17 protein-coding genes are annotated in these 15,879 nt (G+C 70.0%); all 17 read left to right on the top strand.

Annotated features, from left to right (window positions below):
• The first annotated feature begins 106 nt into the window (after window positions 1-106).
• The 17 genes from ACZ6Z8_RS08555 (at window position 107) to atpD (ending at window position 15,835) form a co-directional block, all read left to right on the top strand.
• Complete coding sequence (locus tag ACZ6Z8_RS08555; protein WP_465607573.1) at window positions 107-1,237, top strand: LCP family protein; 1,131 nt, start codon at window positions 107-109, stop codon at window positions 1,235-1,237.
• Between the two features lie 175 nt (window positions 1,238-1,412).
• On the top strand, window positions 1,413-1,634 hold the full coding sequence (gene rpmE, locus ACZ6Z8_RS08550) for a 50S ribosomal protein L31 (RefSeq protein WP_316526281.1): 222 nt from the start codon (window positions 1,413-1,415) through the stop codon (window positions 1,632-1,634).
• A 146-nt stretch (window positions 1,635-1,780) separates the two neighbouring features.
• Window positions 1,781-2,857, top strand: a complete 1,077-nt coding sequence (prfA, locus tag ACZ6Z8_RS08545) for a peptide chain release factor 1 (protein ID WP_465607571.1) — start codon at window positions 1,781-1,783, stop codon at window positions 2,855-2,857.
• A gap of 63 nt (window positions 2,858-2,920) precedes the next feature.
• Window positions 2,921-3,787, top strand: coding sequence for a peptide chain release factor N(5)-glutamine methyltransferase (gene prmC, locus ACZ6Z8_RS08540; RefSeq protein ID WP_465607569.1), 867 nt, complete (start codon window positions 2,921-2,923; stop codon window positions 3,785-3,787).
• On the top strand, window positions 3,784-3,912 hold the full coding sequence (locus ACZ6Z8_RS08535; RefSeq protein WP_465607568.1) for a hypothetical protein: 129 nt from the start codon (window positions 3,784-3,786) through the stop codon (window positions 3,910-3,912). Before prmC ends, ACZ6Z8_RS08535 begins: the two co-directional genes overlap by 4 nt.
• Before the next feature lie 46 nt (window positions 3,913-3,958).
• On the top strand, window positions 3,959-4,606 hold the full coding sequence (locus ACZ6Z8_RS08530; protein ID WP_465607566.1) for an L-threonylcarbamoyladenylate synthase: 648 nt from the start codon (window positions 3,959-3,961) through the stop codon (window positions 4,604-4,606).
• Between the two features lie 32 nt (window positions 4,607-4,638).
• Window positions 4,639-5,280 carry an arsenate reductase/protein-tyrosine-phosphatase family protein gene (locus ACZ6Z8_RS08525; RefSeq protein ID WP_465608401.1) on the top strand — a complete coding sequence of 214 codons (642 nt, stop codon included), beginning with the start codon at window positions 4,639-4,641 and terminating at the stop codon, window positions 5,278-5,280.
• A gap of 113 nt (window positions 5,281-5,393) precedes the next feature.
• Window positions 5,394-6,677 carry a serine hydroxymethyltransferase gene (locus tag ACZ6Z8_RS08520; RefSeq protein ID WP_465607564.1) on the top strand — a complete coding sequence of 428 codons (1,284 nt, stop codon included), beginning with the start codon at window positions 5,394-5,396 and terminating at the stop codon, window positions 6,675-6,677.
• A gap of 174 nt (window positions 6,678-6,851) precedes the next feature.
• Window positions 6,852-8,132 carry an MraY family glycosyltransferase gene (locus ACZ6Z8_RS08515; protein ID WP_402818846.1) on the top strand — a complete coding sequence of 427 codons (1,281 nt, stop codon included), beginning with the start codon at window positions 6,852-6,854 and terminating at the stop codon, window positions 8,130-8,132.
• Between the two features lie 300 nt (window positions 8,133-8,432).
• A complete protein-coding gene (locus ACZ6Z8_RS08510) occupies window positions 8,433-8,876 on the top strand; it encodes a hypothetical protein (protein WP_402818848.1) in 444 nt (147 codons plus the stop codon).
• A 285-nt stretch (window positions 8,877-9,161) separates the two neighbouring features.
• Window positions 9,162-9,977, top strand: coding sequence for a F0F1 ATP synthase subunit A (gene atpB, locus ACZ6Z8_RS08505; RefSeq protein ID WP_465607562.1), 816 nt, complete (start codon window positions 9,162-9,164; stop codon window positions 9,975-9,977).
• 92 nt (window positions 9,978-10,069) lie between these two features.
• A complete protein-coding gene (gene atpE, locus ACZ6Z8_RS08500; protein ID WP_031074289.1) occupies window positions 10,070-10,306 on the top strand; it encodes an ATP synthase F0 subunit C in 237 nt (78 codons plus the stop codon).
• A 34-nt stretch (window positions 10,307-10,340) separates the two neighbouring features.
• Window positions 10,341-10,898, top strand: coding sequence for a F0F1 ATP synthase subunit B (locus tag ACZ6Z8_RS08495; protein WP_465607560.1), 558 nt, complete (start codon window positions 10,341-10,343; stop codon window positions 10,896-10,898).
• Window positions 10,895-11,710 carry a F0F1 ATP synthase subunit delta gene (locus ACZ6Z8_RS08490; protein WP_465607558.1) on the top strand — a complete coding sequence of 272 codons (816 nt, stop codon included), beginning with the start codon at window positions 10,895-10,897 and terminating at the stop codon, window positions 11,708-11,710. Before ACZ6Z8_RS08495 ends, ACZ6Z8_RS08490 begins: the two co-directional genes overlap by 4 nt.
• A 155-nt stretch (window positions 11,711-11,865) precedes the next feature.
• The gene (gene atpA, locus ACZ6Z8_RS08485; protein WP_402818856.1) at window positions 11,866-13,440 is read left to right on the top strand and encodes a F0F1 ATP synthase subunit alpha; all 1,575 of its coding nucleotides are present in this window, start codon (window positions 11,866-11,868) and stop codon (window positions 13,438-13,440) included.
• A 32-nt stretch (window positions 13,441-13,472) separates the two neighbouring features.
• The gene (locus tag ACZ6Z8_RS08480; protein ID WP_465607557.1) at window positions 13,473-14,387 is read left to right on the top strand and encodes a F0F1 ATP synthase subunit gamma; all 915 of its coding nucleotides are present in this window, start codon (window positions 13,473-13,475) and stop codon (window positions 14,385-14,387) included.
• Window positions 14,388-14,389: 2 nt separating this feature from the next.
• A complete protein-coding gene (gene atpD / locus ACZ6Z8_RS08475; protein ID WP_402818861.1) occupies window positions 14,390-15,835 on the top strand; it encodes a F0F1 ATP synthase subunit beta in 1,446 nt (481 codons plus the stop codon).
• Window positions 15,836-15,879: the final 44 nt, after the last annotated feature.

Here is a 15,879-nt window from a genome sequence, read left to right as displayed (position 1 = left end):
GGATCGCGCGAGCGGTCCGGGGTTCCGTGCGTCCGGGGCCGCTTTGTTCCAGAGTTGGGACAACTTGGGACTATTTGATCTTCTTGTCCGATTTACCCTGGAGCGTATGGCCGAGCACAAGAGGGTCCGAAGTCGCCGCCGCAAGGTCCTGCGGGTGGCCGCCTGCGCGTTCGTCGCGCTCGTCGTCCTCGGCGGCGGGGCGGCCGGGTGGGCGTACCTGAAGCTCAACGGGAACATCAAGAGCGTCGACATCGACTCCCGCCTCGGCGACGCCCGGCCTCCGGCCGCCACCGACGGCTCCTTCAACATCCTGGTGCTGGGCTCCGACTCGCGCGCCGGCGAGAACGGCGACCTGGCCGGCGGGGCCACCGGCGACACCGCCCGCTCCGACACCGCGATGGTGGTGCACGTCAACCAGGCCCACACCGGGGCCACGATCGTCTCGATCCCGCGCGACACCCTGGTCGACCGCCCGCAGTGCGCCGACGGCACCGGCAAGGCCGTCCCGGCCGCCAGGCGCGCCATGTACAACAGCGCCTTCGAGAGCGGCGGCGCGGCCTGCGCGGTCAAGGCCACCGAGCAGCTCACCGGGCTGCGGATGGACCACTACCTCCAGGTGGACTTCGCCGGCTTCGCCCGGGTCGTGGACGCGATAGGCGGGGCCACCGTGACCACCACGGTGGCCATCCACGACAAGGACAGCGGGCTCGACCTGGCCGCCGGGGAGCACCACCTCGACGGGCAGCAGGCACTGGCCTTCGTGCGCACCCGGCACGGCGTCGGCGACGGCAGCGACCTCGGCCGCATCGAACTGCAGAAGCAGATGGTCAAGTCGCTGCTCCGGCAGGCCGGCGGGATCGGGCTGTTCTCCGACCCGGTCAAGCTGTGGTCGATCGGCGACACCATGACGAAGAGCGTCACCACCGACTCCGCGCTCGGCTCGGTGAACTCCCTGGTGGGACTGGTGCAGGAGCTCAAGGGGATCGGACCGGACCAGCTGACCATGGTCACCCTCCCGGTGACGACGGCCCCCACCGACCCCAACCGGGTGGTCGAGCAGCAGCCGCAGGCCGGAAGCGTCTGGGCGGCGCTCAGGGCCGACCGGCCGGTCCCGCCGGCCGTCCTGTCCGCCCAGCCGGAGAACCCCGCCCAGGCGGCCCCCACGGCGCCCGCCGCCACCGCGCCCGCGGCGCAGCCCGCCCCGAGGCCCACCGCCAGGGCCTCCGCCGTCCGCTGAACCGCCGGCTGAACCGTCTGCCGGACCGCCCGCCGGACGGCACCCGGAATATCCCGGAACAGGACCCGGTTTGGGAAGATGCGGCCGGTCCTGGCAGACTGGTCCGTCGGTCCCGGTTCACGTGCGGCACTCCCAGCCGCCGACCCGGTGCCCTCCCGAAAACTAGGAGAACCCCTTGAAGCCCAACGTTCACCCGGAGTACGTGGTCACGAAGGTGACCTGCACCTGCGGCGCCGAGTTCACCACCCGCTCGACCGAGACCAGTGGCGAGATCCGCGCCGAGGTCTGCTCGCAGTGCCACCCCTTCTACACCGGCAAGCAGAAGATCCTCGACACGGGTGGCCGCGTGGCCCGCTTCGAGAAGCGCTTCGGCAAGCAGCACAGCGCGAAGGCCTAGCGCTCATTCGGCGCCGGTTCCCGGTGCCCCCGTACTCGTTGTCGGGGGCGCCGGGGACCGGCGCCGTTCGCGTCCCAGCGCGCGTTCCGCGGTTCCACCGTTCCGACCCCCACACGTACCGATTTCCCGGGAAGAAGGCCACCCCCATGTTCGAGGCAGTCGAAGAGCTCCTCGTCGAGCACGCCGCCCTCGAAACGAGGCTGGCCGACCCGTCCGTCCACGCCGACCAGGCCAACGCCCGCAAGCTGGCCAAGCGGTACGCCGAGCTGACCCCGATCACCCGGGTCTACCGGCAGTGGCGACAGGCCGGCGAGGACATCGAGGCCGCGCGCGAACTCGCCGCGGAGGACCCGGAGTTCATCTCCGAGGTGAAGGACTCCGAAGCGCGCCGCGACGAGCTGACCGAGGAACTGCGGCTGCTGCTGGTCCCGCGCGACCCGAGTGACGACAAGGACGTCATCCTGGAGATCAAGGCGGGCGAGGGCGGCGAGGAGTCGGCGCTGTTCGCCGGCGACCTGCTCCGGATGTACCTGCGCTACGCCGAGCGGGTCGGCTGGAAGACCGAGATCATCGACTCCAACGAGTCCGACCTCGGCGGCTACAAGGACGTCTCGGTCGCCGTGAAGACCAAGGGCAACTCGGAGCCCGGCCAGGGCGTCTGGGCCCGGCTGAAGTACGAGGGCGGCGTGCACCGCGTGCAGCGTGTCCCCGCCACCGAGTCGCAGGGCCGCATCCACACCTCCGCGGCGGGCGTGCTGGTCACCCCCGAGGCGGAGGAGGTCGAGGTCGAGATCCTCGCCAACGACCTGCGCATCGACGTCTACCGCTCCTCCGGCCCCGGCGGCCAGTCGGTCAACACCACCGACTCCGCGGTCCGGATCACCCACCTGCCGACCGGTATCGTGGCGTCCTGCCAGAACGAGAAGAGCCAGCTGCAGAACAAGGAGCAGGCGATGCGCATCCTGCGTTCGCGGCTGCTGGCCGCCGCGCAGGAGGAGGCCGAGCGCGAGGCCTCGGACGCGCGTCGCAGCCAGGTCCGCACGGTGGACCGCTCCGAGCGCATCCGGACGTACAACTACCCGGAGAACCGCATCTCGGACCACCGCACGGGGTTCAAGGCGTACAACCTGGACCAGGTCCTGGACGGCGAGCTGAACGCCGTCATCCAGTCCTGCGTCGACAAGGACGCGGCGGCCAAGCTCGCCGCGGCCCAAGAGAACTGAGACCGGCGCGCCCCAGCCCGACGCAAGCCTGAAGCCGGAGCGCAGAAACAAGAGGTCGTACGGATGAACCTGCTGCTCGCCGAGGTGGCGCAGGCCACCCAGCGGTTGGCCGCGGCCGGCGTGCCGTCGCCGCGCTTCGACGCGGAGGAACTCGCCGCCTACGTCCACCACGTCAAGCGCAGCCAGCTGCACACGGTGAAGGACGCCGACTTCGACGCCCGCTACTGGGAGGCGGTCTCCCGCCGCGAGGCGCGCGAGCCGCTGCAGCACATCACCGGGCGGGCGTTCTTCCGCTACCTCGAACTGCAGGTCGGCCCCGGGGTGTTCGTGCCCCGGCCGGAGACCGAGTCGGTCGTCGAGTGGGCGATAGACGCGGTGCGCGACATGGACGTCGCCGAGCCGCTGGTGGTCGACCTGTGCTCCGGCTCCGGCGCCATCGCGCTCGCCCTGGCCCAGGAACTGCCGCGCTCCACCGTGCACGCCTTCGAACTCGACGAGGGGGCGCTGGAGTACACCCGGCGCAACATCGAGGCCAGCCCGGACCGGGCCAGGGTCACCCTGCACGCCGGGGACGCCACCCGGGCCTTCGAGGACGACCGCTCCTGGGACGGCCGCTTCGACCTGGTCATCTCCAACCCGCCGTACATCCCGCTCACCGAGTGGGAGTACGTCGCGCCCGAGGCCCGCGACCACGACCCGCAGATGTCCCTGTTCTCCGGCGAGGACGGGCTGGACACCATCCGCGGCATCGAGCGGGTCGCCGCCCGGCTGCTGCGCCCGGGCGGCGCGGTGGTCATCGAGCACGCGGACCAGCAGGGCGGCCAGGTGCCGTGGATCTTCAACGAGGAGCGCGGCTGGACGGACACCGCCGACCACCGCGACCTGAACAACCGGCCGCGCTTCACGACCGCCCGAAGGGTCGGGTCGTGAACATTCGAGCGCTGTACGACCGCCCGAAGGGTCGGGTCGTGAACATTCGAGCGCTGTACGACCGCCCGAAGGGCCGGGTCGTGAACATCGAGCACAGCACGACCGCCGGGCAGGCCGCGCTGTGACGGCCGCCGTGATCGTCATGAGCCATTTCGGAAGGGGACCGCACCGATGAGCCGCCGCTACGACTGTGCCGACGCCGGGGACCGCGCCACCGGCCTGCGCGAGGCCGCCTCGGCCATCCGCCGCGGCGAACTCGTCGTGCTGCCCACCGACACCCTCTACGGCGTCGGCGCGGACGCCTTCTCCCCGGACGCCGTCGGCGAGCTGCTGGCCGCCAAGGGCCGCGGCCGCAACATGCCCTCGCCCGTCCTGGTCGGCTCGCCGACCACCCTGCACGGTCTGGTCACCGACTTCTCCGAGCAGGCCTGGGAACTGGTCGACGCCTTCTGGCCCGGCGGCCTCACCCTGGTCGCCAGGCACCAGCCCTCGCTGCGCTGGGACCTCGGCGAGACCCGCGGCACCGTCGCGGTCCGGATGCCCCTGCACCCGGTCGCCATCGAGCTGCTGAACGCCACCGGCCCGCTCGCCGTCTCCAGCGCCAACAGGACCGGCGGGCCGTCCCCGGCGACCTGCGACGAGGCGCAGGCCCAGCTCGGCGACGCGATCTCGGTCTACCTGGACGGCGGGCAGGCCGACCACGCCACCGCCTCGTCGATCGTCGACGTCACCGGCAAGGTGCCGGTCCTGCTGCGGGCGGGCGCGATCAGCATCGAGCAGCTGAGGGAGGTCGTCCCCGACCTGGAGGCCGGAAGTTGACGCCCACCGCCTCGCTCCACGACGGGCCCGGCATAGCGCCGTACCTGAGCGTGGGCCCCAGGCCGCTGGACCACTTCCGGATCCTGTTCGTCTGCACCGGGAACATCTGCCGCTCGCCGATAGCCGAGCGGCTCACCCGGCGTGAGCTGGACACCCGGCTCAGCCCCCGGGTGGCCGGGCGGATCCTGGTGGAGAGCGCCGGAACCTGGGGCCACGAGGGCGCGCCGATGGAGGACCACGCCGCGACCGTGCTCGACGAGTACGGCGCCGACAGCGGCGGCTTCACCGGCCGGGAGCTGCTGGACGAGCACGTGGTCGAGGCCGACCTGGTGCTCACGGCGACCCTGGACCACCGCGCCCAGGTGATCTCGATGGGCCACGAGGCGGGGCTGCGCACCTTCACGATGAAGGAGTTCACCCGCCTGGTGCGGACGATCGACCCGGGAACCCTGCCCGACCCGCGCCGCGGCGCCGACGTCACCGAGCGGGCCCGCGCCCTGGTCCGGGCGGCCGCCGCGCTCCGCGGCTGGCTGCTGGCCGCGACCCCGGAGTCCGACGAGGTGGACGACCCGTACGGGGCCCCGATCGGCATGTTCCGCAACTGCGGCGAGGAGATATTCCACGCGGTCGACCCGGTGGTCACCGCGCTCACCGGCGTCCAGGCGCCGCGCTGACGGGCGTACCGGGAGCGGCCCTGGGGGGCCGAACGGCCCTGCGTCGCCGAGCCGGGCGGCCGAGACGGTCCTACGCTGGGTGGACCGTCCCTGCAGCGCCCGGGAGCCCTGCCATGACCGTCACCGATGCCGCGACCGCTTCGACCGCGACGACGAGGGGACGCCCGTGGGCGTCCGAGGCGCTCCACCGGGCGGATCCGCAGATCGCCGACCTGCTGGCCGCCGAGGCCGAGCGGCGTGCCGAGACGATCCAGCTGCTGGCGGGGGAGAACCTGACCAGCCCGGCCGTCCTGGCGGCGCTGACCGGGCCGCTGATCGACAAGTACGCCGAGGGCTATCCCGGCCGCCGGCACCACACCGGCTGCGCGCTGGCCGACGCCGCGGAGCTGCTGGCGATCGACCGGGCGCGCGGACTGTTCTCCGCCCCGCACGCCAACGTCCAGCCCAGGTCGGCGACTTCGGCGATGCTGGCGGCCTACGCGGCGATCCTGCGGCCCGGTGACGGGGTGCTGGCGATGTCGCTGGAGCACGGCGGCCACCTCAGCTGCGGCTCGCGGGCCAACTTCTCCGGCCGCTGGTTCGACTTCACCGGCTACGGCGTGCGCGAGGCCGACGGCCTGATCGACCTCGACCAGGTGCGCGAGCTGGCCCGGCTGCACCGCCCCAAGGCGATCGTCGCGGGTTCGATCTCCCACCCCCGGCACCCGGACTGGGCGGCCTTCCGGGAGATCGCCGACGAGGTGGACGCCTATCTGATCGCCTCCGTCGCGCAGACCACCGGTCTGGTCGCGGCCGGGGTGGCGCCCTCCCCGGTCCCGTACGCGGACGTCACGGTGGCGGCCACCCACAAGCTGCTGCGCGGCCCGCGTGGGGGCCTGCTGCTGTCCACCGCGGAGCTGGCGGAGCGGATCGACCGGGCGGTCTTCCCGTTCAGCCAGGGCGGCGCGGCGATGAACGAGGTGGCCGGGAAGGCGGTGGCCCTCGCGGAGGCCGGGACGCCCGCCTACCGGGCGTACGCGGAGCGGGCGGTGTCCGGGGCGCAGGCGCTCGCCAGGGGGCTCGCAGAGGCCGGTATGCGCCCTCTGACGGGCGGTACCGACACCCACCTGGTCACCGCCGACGTGAGTCCGCTCGGTGTGACCGGTGCGGAGGCCGAACGGCGCTGCGCCGCGGCCGGGTTGCTGCTCGGCAAGTGCGCACTGCCGTACGACCCCGCGCCGGCCGCCGAGGCCTCCGGGATCCGGCTGGGCACGGGCACCGTGACCAGCCAGGGGATGGGCACGCCGGAGCTCACCGAGATCGCCGCGCTGATCGCCCGGCTGCTGTCCGGGGAGGCGCCGGGGCCGGTCGGGGAGCGGGTGCGGGAGCTGGCGGCGACCTTCGCCCACCGGGGCTGAGGGAGGGCGGCGCCACGGGCATCCGGATCTCTTACCCGGGAGAGCGAACCGCGATGCACGTCCCGGGCGTCCGACTCAATAAGGTGTGTGCCGTGGCGACGCACCTCGAACCCCGGGAAGGCAGGGGAGTACCTTCGGTACCTCCCCGTTCGACAGTGATGCAGGAGGCCAGTGGTGCGTGAGTATCTGCTGGTGCTGTTCTGCACCGCCGCCGTCACCTACCTGCTGACCGGCCCGGTCCGGAAGTTCGCCATCGCGGCGGGCGCGATGCCCCCGGTCCGCGCCCGCGACGTGCACCGCGAGCCCACTCCGCGGCTCGGCGGCATCGCGATGTTCGGCGGACTGTGCGCGGGCATCCTGGTCGCCTCGCAGCTGGACAACCTGAGCAAGGTGTTCAACGGCGGCAGCGACATCCGCGCGCTGCTGTCCGGCGCCGGGATCATGTTCCTGCTGGGCGTGCTGGACGACAAGTGGGGCGTGGACGCCCTGGTGAAGCTGGGCGGCCAGATGATCGCCGCCGGCGTGATGGTGTGGCAGGGCGTCACGGTGATCAGCCTGCCGGTGCCCGGCGTCGGCTCGGTCGCGGTGAGCCCGACCCAGGGCATGGTCATCTCGGTCACCCTGGTCGTCGTCATGGTCAACGCGGTGAACTTCATCGACGGCCTGGACGGCCTGGCGGGCGGCATGGTCTGCATCGCCGCGATGGCGTTCTTCCTGTACAGCTACCGGCTCTGGTACGGCTACGCGATCACCGACGCGGCCCCCGCCGTGCTGTTCAGCGTGCTGCTGATCGGCATGTGCCTGGGCTTCCTGGCGCACAACATGCACCCCGCCCGGATCTTCATGGGCGACTCCGGCTCGATGATGCTGGGCCTGATGCTGGCCGTCGCCGCGATCTCGATCACCGGCCGGGTCGACCCCGACCTGATCAACAGCGAGACCGGTTCGCAGACCGCCACCGTGCACACCCTGGTGCCGATCTACATCCCGCTGCTGCTGCCGCTGACGGTCATCGCGCTGCCGCTGGCCGACCTGCTGCTCGCGGTGGTGCGCCGCACCTGGGCCGGCCAGTCCCCGTTCGCCGCCGACAAGCGCCACCTGCACCACCGGCTGCTCCAGGTCGGGCACTCGCACAGCCGCGCGGTACTGATCATGTACTTCTGGGCCGCGCTGATCGCCTTCGGCACGGTCGCCTTCTCGGTGACCAACACCGGCCGCACGGTGGTGCTGACCCTCGCCGGGCTCTGCCTGGTCGGCCTGGTCGTGCTGCTGACCCCGCGGTTCCGCCCGCGGGCCCCGCGGGCGGTGCAGTCCTTCGTCCCGCCGCGGTACCGGCGCAGGTCGGCCACCGCCCCGATGGCCGAACTGTCGGCGAAGGACAAGCAACTTCTCGGTGAAGCCAGCCGGGGACCGTCCGCGCCCTCCGACCGTCACGGCGCCACCGGCCGCCGCTGACGGGGGAGTTGACGTTACGTCAAATGGGCTCACCCGCACGGCGTAACGGCTGGGCCGTCAGTGTGACAGGAGCCACACATTCATGGTAAAGCTCTCATCAAATAGTTTGTGATACCGTTCACGAGTACCGAGAACACGCCGAAAGACCTGACAGGTGGAGGACTTCCGTCCCTCGTCGGTCTCCCTCGACGGGCCCGCCGCACTCGCGGGCGGCCCGGCGGCGGCCACTCGGTCCGGTGTCACCCCGCCACCATCTGTGCCCGTCCCCCGCCACATCGACATGCCGCCGGAGCTGCCGACATGCCGTCCACCGACGCCCGGATCCTCCGAGGCGCCGCGATTCCCACTGCGGTCGCCGGGATCATCGCCATGGCGATCTCCTTCGCCGTCGCCGGTGGGAAGGGCCTGCTCGGAGCCCTCTTCGGCGCTCTGCTCGTCATGGCCTTCTTCAGCTTCGGCCAGATCGCGCTCGACCGGCTGACCAGGTCCAATCCGCAGATCATGATGGCTGCGGCGCTGCTGGTGTACACCACCCAGATCCTGCTGGTGGGCATCGTGCTGGCGGTCTTCAAGAACACCGAACTGTTCAACCGGCAGGCCTTCGCGTTCACCCTGCTCGGGTGCGCCCTGATCTGGACGGGCTTCCAGGTGCGCGGCGCGCTCAAGGCCAAGACCTTCTACGTCGACCCCGGCGCCTCGGAAAAAAAGGGCGACAAGCCCTCCGACAAGGGTCGTCAACAGTGACGAGGCCTGACTGTCCCCCCAACGAGGGGGGCGGTGTTTATGCCGCGCTGACGGGCTGCTATCGTCCGTCGCAACAACGGAGTACGGGAAGAGGCCAGGTCTGTCCGGACAGTGGACGGATCGCCCCCCGGATCCGCGCAGTCTTCGATGATCCCGCGGTCGCGCAGCAAGCCGTCGCGCGGGGTCGGCGAGAAACCCATCAAGTTCCAGTGCCGCTCCGTGGTCGCAGGCCACGCCGACACACCGAGGTTGCCGTAACCATGCGTCACGACGAAGGAGTCCGCGGTGAGTGCTGAACTCACGTCCTCGCTCGCCTCAGGCAGTTGCCACTTCGGGGACGCTGGCTGCGGCTTCCCGGCCCCGGGCCTGAACGAGTTCCAGTTCAAGCCGATCTTCTCGGTCGGCGGCATCGACTTCAACAAGCCGATGCTGCTGTCGATCATCGTCGCGCTCCTGGTCGTCGTGTTCTTCTGGGCCGCCTTCGCGAAGCCGCGCCTGGTCCCGGGCAAGCTGCAGCTGGTCGGTGAGATCGGCTACGACTTCGTCAAGCGCTCCATCGTGCTGGAGACGATCGGCAAGAAGGGCGAGAAGTACGTCCCGATGCTGGTCTCGATGTTCTTCTTCATCTGGTTGATGAACATCATGTCGATCATCCCGTTCGCGCAGTACCCCGTGACGGCGACGATCGCGTTCCCGGCCGGCCTCGCGGCCGTCGTGTGGATCACCTACATGACGCTGACCTTCAAGAAGCACGGCTTCGTCGGCGGTCTCAAGAACCTCTGCTGGCCCTCGGGCATCCCCGGCTGGGTCATGTTCATCCTGGTGCCGATCGAGTTCTTCTCGAACATCTTCGTGCGCCCGTTCACGCTCGCGGTCCGAGCCTTCGCGAACATGTTCGCCGGCCATCTGCTGATCGTGATGTTCTCCATCGCCTCCTGGTACCTGCTCAGCCCGACCCTGGGCGCGCTGTACGGCTCGGCCTCGTTCGTCGTCGCCGTCGGCCTGACCGCCTTCGAGCTGCTGGTCCAGTTCCTGCAGGCCTACATCTTCGTGATGCTGGCCAGCAGCTACATCGCCGGTGCCCTGGAAGAGGCGCACTGAGCCAGGGGCCCTCGGCCCCTCCCAAGAACCACCTCCCGGATCGCCCGGTGGCCAATCACCACCGGTTCACCACCCTGCAAAGGACAACGTCAATGAGCATCCTCGCTGAGGGCACTGTCTACGGTTCCGTCGCCTCCCTGGGCTACGGCCTCGCCGCCATCGGCCCCGGCATCGGCGTCGGTCTGATCTTCGGTAACGGTGTCCAGGCCATGGCCCGCCAGCCCGAGGCTGCCGGTCTCATCCGTTCCAACATGTTCATCGGCTTCGCGCTGACCGAGGCGCTCGCCCTCATCGGCATCGTCATGCCGTTCGTCTTCGGCAACAAGTAATCCTGCCGCAGACCCTTTCGAGGAAGGTCCAGAAATGAGCATCGTGGCTCAGCTCGCGGCTGAGGAGAAGATGAACCCTCTTCTCCCCAACACGCCCGAGATCGTTATCGGCCTGCTCTGCTTCTTCATCGTCTTCGGTCTGCTCGGCAAGAAGCTCCTCCCCAGCATCGAGAAGGTGCTGGCGGAGCGCCGGGACGCCATCGAAGGCGGCATGGAGCGCGCCGAGGCCGCTCAGGCCGAGGCCCAGGCCCTGCTTGAGCAGTACCGCGCCGAGCTTGCCGAGGCGCGCCACGAGGCTGCCCGGATCGTCGAGCAGGCTCGCGAGCAGGGTGCCGCCCAGCTCGCCGAGATGCGCGAGGAGGGCCAGCGTCAGCGCGAGGCCATCGTCGCCGCCGGTCACGCGCAGATCGAAGCCGACAAGAAGCAGGCGACTGCCGCCCTGCGCCAGGACGTGGGTTCGCTGGCCACCCAGCTGGCTTCCCGCATCGTGGGTGAGTCCCTTGAGGACCACACCCGGCAGAGCGGCGTGATCGACCGCTTCCTGGACGAGCTGGAGGCCAAGGCCGCCGTTGCTCAGGGTGCGGCCAAGTGATCGGCGCCAGCCGCGAGGCTCTCGCCGCCGGCCGGCAGAACCTCGACAGCCTGACCGACTCCACCACGGTGGACGCGGCCAAGCTCGCCGAGGAGCTCACCGCCGTCACGGCCGTACTGGACCGTGAGGTGTCGCTGCGCCGAGTCCTGACCGACCCGTCCCGGTCGGGCCAGGACAAGGCCCAGCTGATCACCTCGCTGCTGACCGGTCAGGTGTCCGGCGAGGCCGTGGACCTGGTCTCCGGCCTGGTCCGCTCCCGCTGGTCGGGTTCGCGTGACCTGGTGGACGCGATCGAGGAGCTCGCCGCGTACGCCGAGGTCATCGCCGCGGACAAGGCGGGCGTCCTGGACGACGTCGAGGACGAGCTGTTCCGCTTCGGCCGGGTGGTGAGCGGCTCGCACGAGCTGCGCGCCGCGCTGAGCGAGCCGAAGGCCGGCGCCGCCGCGAAGGCCCAGCTGGTCGGCAAGCTGCTCGGCGGCCGTGCCAACGCCGGTACCGTCCGGCTGGTCACCGCCCTCGTGAACGTGCCGCGTGGCCGTAGCCTGGAGCAGGGCCTTGAGTCCTACTCGAAGCTCGCCGCCGCGCGCCGTGGCCGCGTGGTGGCCCTGGTCACCAGCGCGGTGCCGCTGTCGGACGCCCAGAAGGAGCGCCTGTCCGGTGCTCTGGGCCGGATGTACGGCCGCCAGGTCCACCTGAACATCGACGTCGACCCCGAGGTCGTCGGTGGTGTCCGGGTGCAGATCGGCGACGAGATCATCGACGGCACCGTGTCGAGCCGCCTCGAAGGCGCTCGCCAGTCGCTCGAAGGCTGAGCAACCAGCAGCACATCCGACCCTCGGTCGGGAAACCGGTTCCCCAAGGAGCCGGCAAATCGTACGGCCGGTTCATACGACCCGGCCGAGAGTCGAGTACTTGCGGCCCTCAATGGCGGGCCGAGGATCGCAAACTAGGAGAGCAGGGAAGCCTGATGGCGGAGCTTACGATCCGTCCGGAGGAGATCCGGGACGCGCTGGCCGACTTTGTCCAGTCGTACCAGCCGGACGCCGCTTCTGTGGAAGAGGTCGGTACGGTCACTGACGCGGCGGACGGCATCGCGCATGTCGAGGGCCTGCCCTCGGTCATGGCGAACGAGCTGCTGAAGTTCGAGGACGGCACGCTCGGCCTCGCGCTGAACCTCGACACCCGCGAGATCGGTGTCGTCGTCCTCGGTGAGTTCGGCGGCATCGAAGAGGGCCAGACCGTGCGCCGCACGGGCGAGGTCCTCTCGGTCCCGGTCGGCGACGGCTACCTCGGCCGCGTCGTGGACCCGCTGGGCAACCCGATCGACGGTCTGGGCGAGATCGCCGCCAGCGGCCGTCGCGCCCTGGAGCTGCAGGCCCCCGGCGTCATGGCCCGCAAGTCGGTCAAGCAGCCGCTGCAGACCGGCATCAAGGCCATCGACGCGATGACCCCGATCGGCCGCGGCCAGCGCCAGCTGATCATCGGCGACCGCCAGACCGGCAAGACCGCGGTGGCCGTCGACACGATCATCAACCAGCGCGACAACTGGCGCTCGGGCGACCCGGAGAAGCAGGTCCGCTGCATCTACGTCGCCGTGGGCCAGAAGGGCTCCACCATCGCGTCCGTCCGCGGCGCCCTGGAGGAGGCCGGCGCGCTGGAGTACACCACCATCGTGGCCGCTCCCGCCTCCGACCCGGCCGGCTTCAAGTACCTCGCCCCGTACACCGGTTCGGCCATCGGCCAGGAGTGGATGTACGACGGCAAGCACGTCCTGATCATCTTCGACGACCTGTCGAAGCAGGCCGAGGCCTACCGCTCCGTCTCCCTGCTGCTGCGCCGCCCGCCGGGCCGCGAGGCCTACCCGGGTGACGTCTTCTACCTGCACTCCCGCCTGCTGGAGCGCTGCGCCAAGCTGAACGACGCCCTCGGCGGCGGCTCGATGACCGGTCTGCCGATCATCGAGACCAAGGCCAACGACGTCTCGGCGTACATCCCGACCAACGTCATCTCCATCACCGACGGCCAGTGCTTCCTGGAGTCCGACCTGTTCAACGCCGGCATCCGCCCGGCCGTGAACGTCGGTATCTCGGTCTCCCGCGTCGGTGGCTCCGCCCAGATCAAGGCCATGCGCTCGGTCGCCGGCCGTCTGCGCCTGGACCTCGCCCAGTACCGTGAGCTGGAGGCCTTCGCCGGCTTCGGTTCCGACCTGGACGCGGCCTCCAAGGCCCAGCTGGAGCGCGGTGCGCGCATGGTCGAGCTGCTGAAGCAGGGCCAGTACCAGCCGTTCCCGGTCGAGGAGCAGGTCGTCTCCATCTGGGCCGGCACCACCGGCAAGCTGGACGACGTCCCGGTCGCCGAGATCCGCCGCTTCGAGCGCGAGTTCCTGGACTTCGTGCGCCTGCAGCACAAGGACCTGCTGGCCGGCATCGTCGAGACCGGTGTGCTGGCCGACGGCACGATCGACGCCCTGACCGGCGCGATCGAGTCCTTCAAGCAGGGTTACCAGACCGCCGACGGCAAGCTGCTCTCCGAGCAGGCCTGAGTCCGGTAGCGAGGGAAAGGACGTAACGACCCATGGGAGCACAGCTTCGGGTCTACAAGCGCCGGATCCGCTCTGTCACCGCGACGAAGAAGATCACCAAGGCGATGGAGATGATCTCCGCGGCGCGCATCGGTAAGGCGCAGCGCGCGGTGGCGGCCTCCGCTCCGTACGCCGACGAGCTCACCCGGGCGGTGACGGCGGTGGCCACCCGGTCCAACGCCAAGCACCCGCTCACCACCGAGAACCCGGACGCCAAGCGTGCGGCCGTCCTGCTGATCACGGCGGACCGCGGCCTGGCCGGCGGTTACTCGTCCAACGCCATCAAGGCCTCGCTGACGCTCACCGAGCGCCTGCGCGGCGAGGGCAAGGACGTCGTGACCTACATCGTCGGTCGGAAGGGTCTGTCGTACTACACCTTCCGCAACCTGGCGGTGGGGAACTCGTGGACGGGCTTCTCGGACAAGCCGACCTACGGTGACGCGAAGACGGTGGCGGCCGAGCTGATCGAGGCCTTCACGACCGAGGACGGCGGCGTGGACGAACTCCACGTGGTCTCGACCGAGTTCGTGTCCATGCTGACGCAGGACGCGGTGGAGGCGCGGCTGCTGCCGCTGAAGCTGGACGAGGTCCAGCTCAGCGACCAGACGCCGGCCAAGTCGGAGATCTTCCCGCTGTACGACTTCGAACCGTCGGCGGAGGGCGTCCTGGACGCGCTGCTGCCGCGGTACGTCGAGAGCAGGATCTACAACGCGCTGCTGCAGTCGGCCGCTTCCGAGCACGCCGCCCGCCGCCGCGCGATGAAGAGCGCGACGGACAACGCCGGCGAGCTCATCAAGTCGCTCACGCGGCTTGCCAACTCGGCCCGTCAGGCCGAGATCACCCAGGAAATCAGCGAGATCGTCGGTGGCGCCAACGCGCTCGCTGACGCCAGCCGCGGGAGCGAATGAGTATGACCACCACTGTTGAGCCGACCACGGCGACGGGCCGCGTCGCGCGGGTCATCGGCCCGGTCGTCGACGTGGAGTTCCCCGTCGACGCGATCCCGGACATGTACAACGCCCTGCACGTCGAGGTGGACAACCCCGACGGCTCGGGCAAGAAGACCCTGACCCTTGAGGTCGCCCAGCACCTCGGCGACGGCCTGGTCCGCGGCATCTCGATGCAGCCGACCGACGGCCTGGTCCGCGGTTCGCAGGTCACCGACACCGGTGCCGCGATCTCCGTGCCGGTCGGCCAGATCACCAAGGGCAAGGTCTTCAACGCCCTCGGTGACGTGCTGAACGTCGACCAGGCGGAGTTCGACTCCCAGGTCGAGGTCCGGTGGCCGATCCACCGCAAGGCCCCCGACTTCAAGGACCTTGAGTCCAAGACCGAGATGTTCGAGACCGGCATCAAGGTCATCGACCTGCTCACCCCGTACGTCCAGGGTGGCAAGATCGGTCTGTTCGGTGGTGCCGGTGTCGGCAAGACCGTTCTGATCCAGGAGATGATCTACCGCGTCGCCGAGAACTTCGGTGGTGTGTCGGTGTTCGCCGGCGTCGGCGAGCGCACCCGTGAAGGCAACGACCTCATCGACGAGATGGTCGACTCGGGCGTTCTGGACAAGACCGCGCTGGTCTTCGGCCAGATGGACGAGCCGCCGGGCACCCGTCTGCGCGTCGCGCTGTCCGCGCTGACCATGGCGGAGTACTTCCGTGACGTCGAGAAGCAGGACGTGCTCCTCTTCATCGACAACATCTTCCGGTTCACCCAGGCCGGTTCCGAGGTGTCGACCCTGCTCGGCCGCATGCCCTCCGCGGTGGGCTACCAGCCGAACCTGGCCGACGAGATGGGCCTCCTGCAGGAGCGCATCACCTCGACCCGCGGTCACTCGATCACCTCGATGCAGGCGATCTACGTCCCCGCGGACGACCTGACCGACCCGGCCCCGGCCACCACCTTCGCCCACCTGGACGCGACCACCGTTCTGTCGCGCCCGATCTCGGAGAAGGGCATCTACCCGGCCGTCGACCCGCTGGACTCCACGTCCCGCATCCTCGACCCGCGGTACATCGCGCAAAACCACTACGACACGGCCGTCCGTGTCAAGGGGATCCTGCAGAAGTACAAGGACCTCCAGGACATCATCGCCATCCTCGGTATGGACGAGCTGTCCGAAGAGGACAAGATCACGGTTCACCGTGCCCGCCGCATCGAGCGCTTCCTCTCGCAGAACACCTACGTGGCGAAGCAGTTCACCGGCGTCGAGGGCTCGACCGTGCCGCTGTCGGAGACCATCGAGGCCTTCAACTCGATCGCCGACGGCAAGTACGACTCCGTCCCGGAGCAGGCCTTCTTCATGTGCGGTGGCATCGAGGACCTGGAGAAGAACGCCGCCGAGCTGGCGAAGAAGTAATCGCGGCCGGTAGCAGCTGAGTGACCGTGAGGGGTGGCCCCCGA

The organism is Kitasatospora sp. NPDC101108, from assembly GCF_055584725.1.
Note: the sequence above shows the minus strand (reverse complement) of the source record. Positions and strands in the feature narration are given on the sequence as shown.

Excerpts from the sequence above, each read along its gene's own strand:
- prfA (WP_465607571.1), top strand. The coding sequence starts at position 1,781 with ATGTTCGAGGCAGTCGAAGAGCTCCTCGTCGAGCACGCCGCCCTCGAA.
- ACZ6Z8_RS08510 (WP_402818848.1), top strand. The coding sequence starts at position 8,433 with ATGCCGTCCACCGACGCCCGGATCCTCCGAGGCGCCGCGATTCCCACT.
- ACZ6Z8_RS08520 (WP_465607564.1), top strand. The coding sequence starts at position 5,394 with ATGACCGTCACCGATGCCGCGACCGCTTCGACCGCGACGACGAGGGGA.
- ACZ6Z8_RS08480 (WP_465607557.1), top strand. The coding sequence starts at position 13,473 with ATGGGAGCACAGCTTCGGGTCTACAAGCGCCGGATCCGCTCTGTCACC.
- ACZ6Z8_RS08555 (WP_465607573.1), top strand. The coding sequence starts at position 107 with ATGGCCGAGCACAAGAGGGTCCGAAGTCGCCGCCGCAAGGTCCTGCGG.
- atpA (WP_402818856.1), top strand. The coding sequence starts at position 11,866 with ATGGCGGAGCTTACGATCCGTCCGGAGGAGATCCGGGACGCGCTGGCC.
- atpD (WP_402818861.1), top strand. The coding sequence starts at position 14,390 with ATGACCACCACTGTTGAGCCGACCACGGCGACGGGCCGCGTCGCGCGG.
- ACZ6Z8_RS08530 (WP_465607566.1), top strand. The coding sequence starts at position 3,959 with ATGAGCCGCCGCTACGACTGTGCCGACGCCGGGGACCGCGCCACCGGC.
- prmC (WP_465607569.1), top strand. The coding sequence starts at position 2,921 with ATGAACCTGCTGCTCGCCGAGGTGGCGCAGGCCACCCAGCGGTTGGCC.
- atpE (WP_031074289.1), top strand. The coding sequence starts at position 10,070 with ATGAGCATCCTCGCTGAGGGCACTGTCTACGGTTCCGTCGCCTCCCTG.
- ACZ6Z8_RS08495 (WP_465607560.1), top strand. The coding sequence starts at position 10,341 with ATGAGCATCGTGGCTCAGCTCGCGGCTGAGGAGAAGATGAACCCTCTT.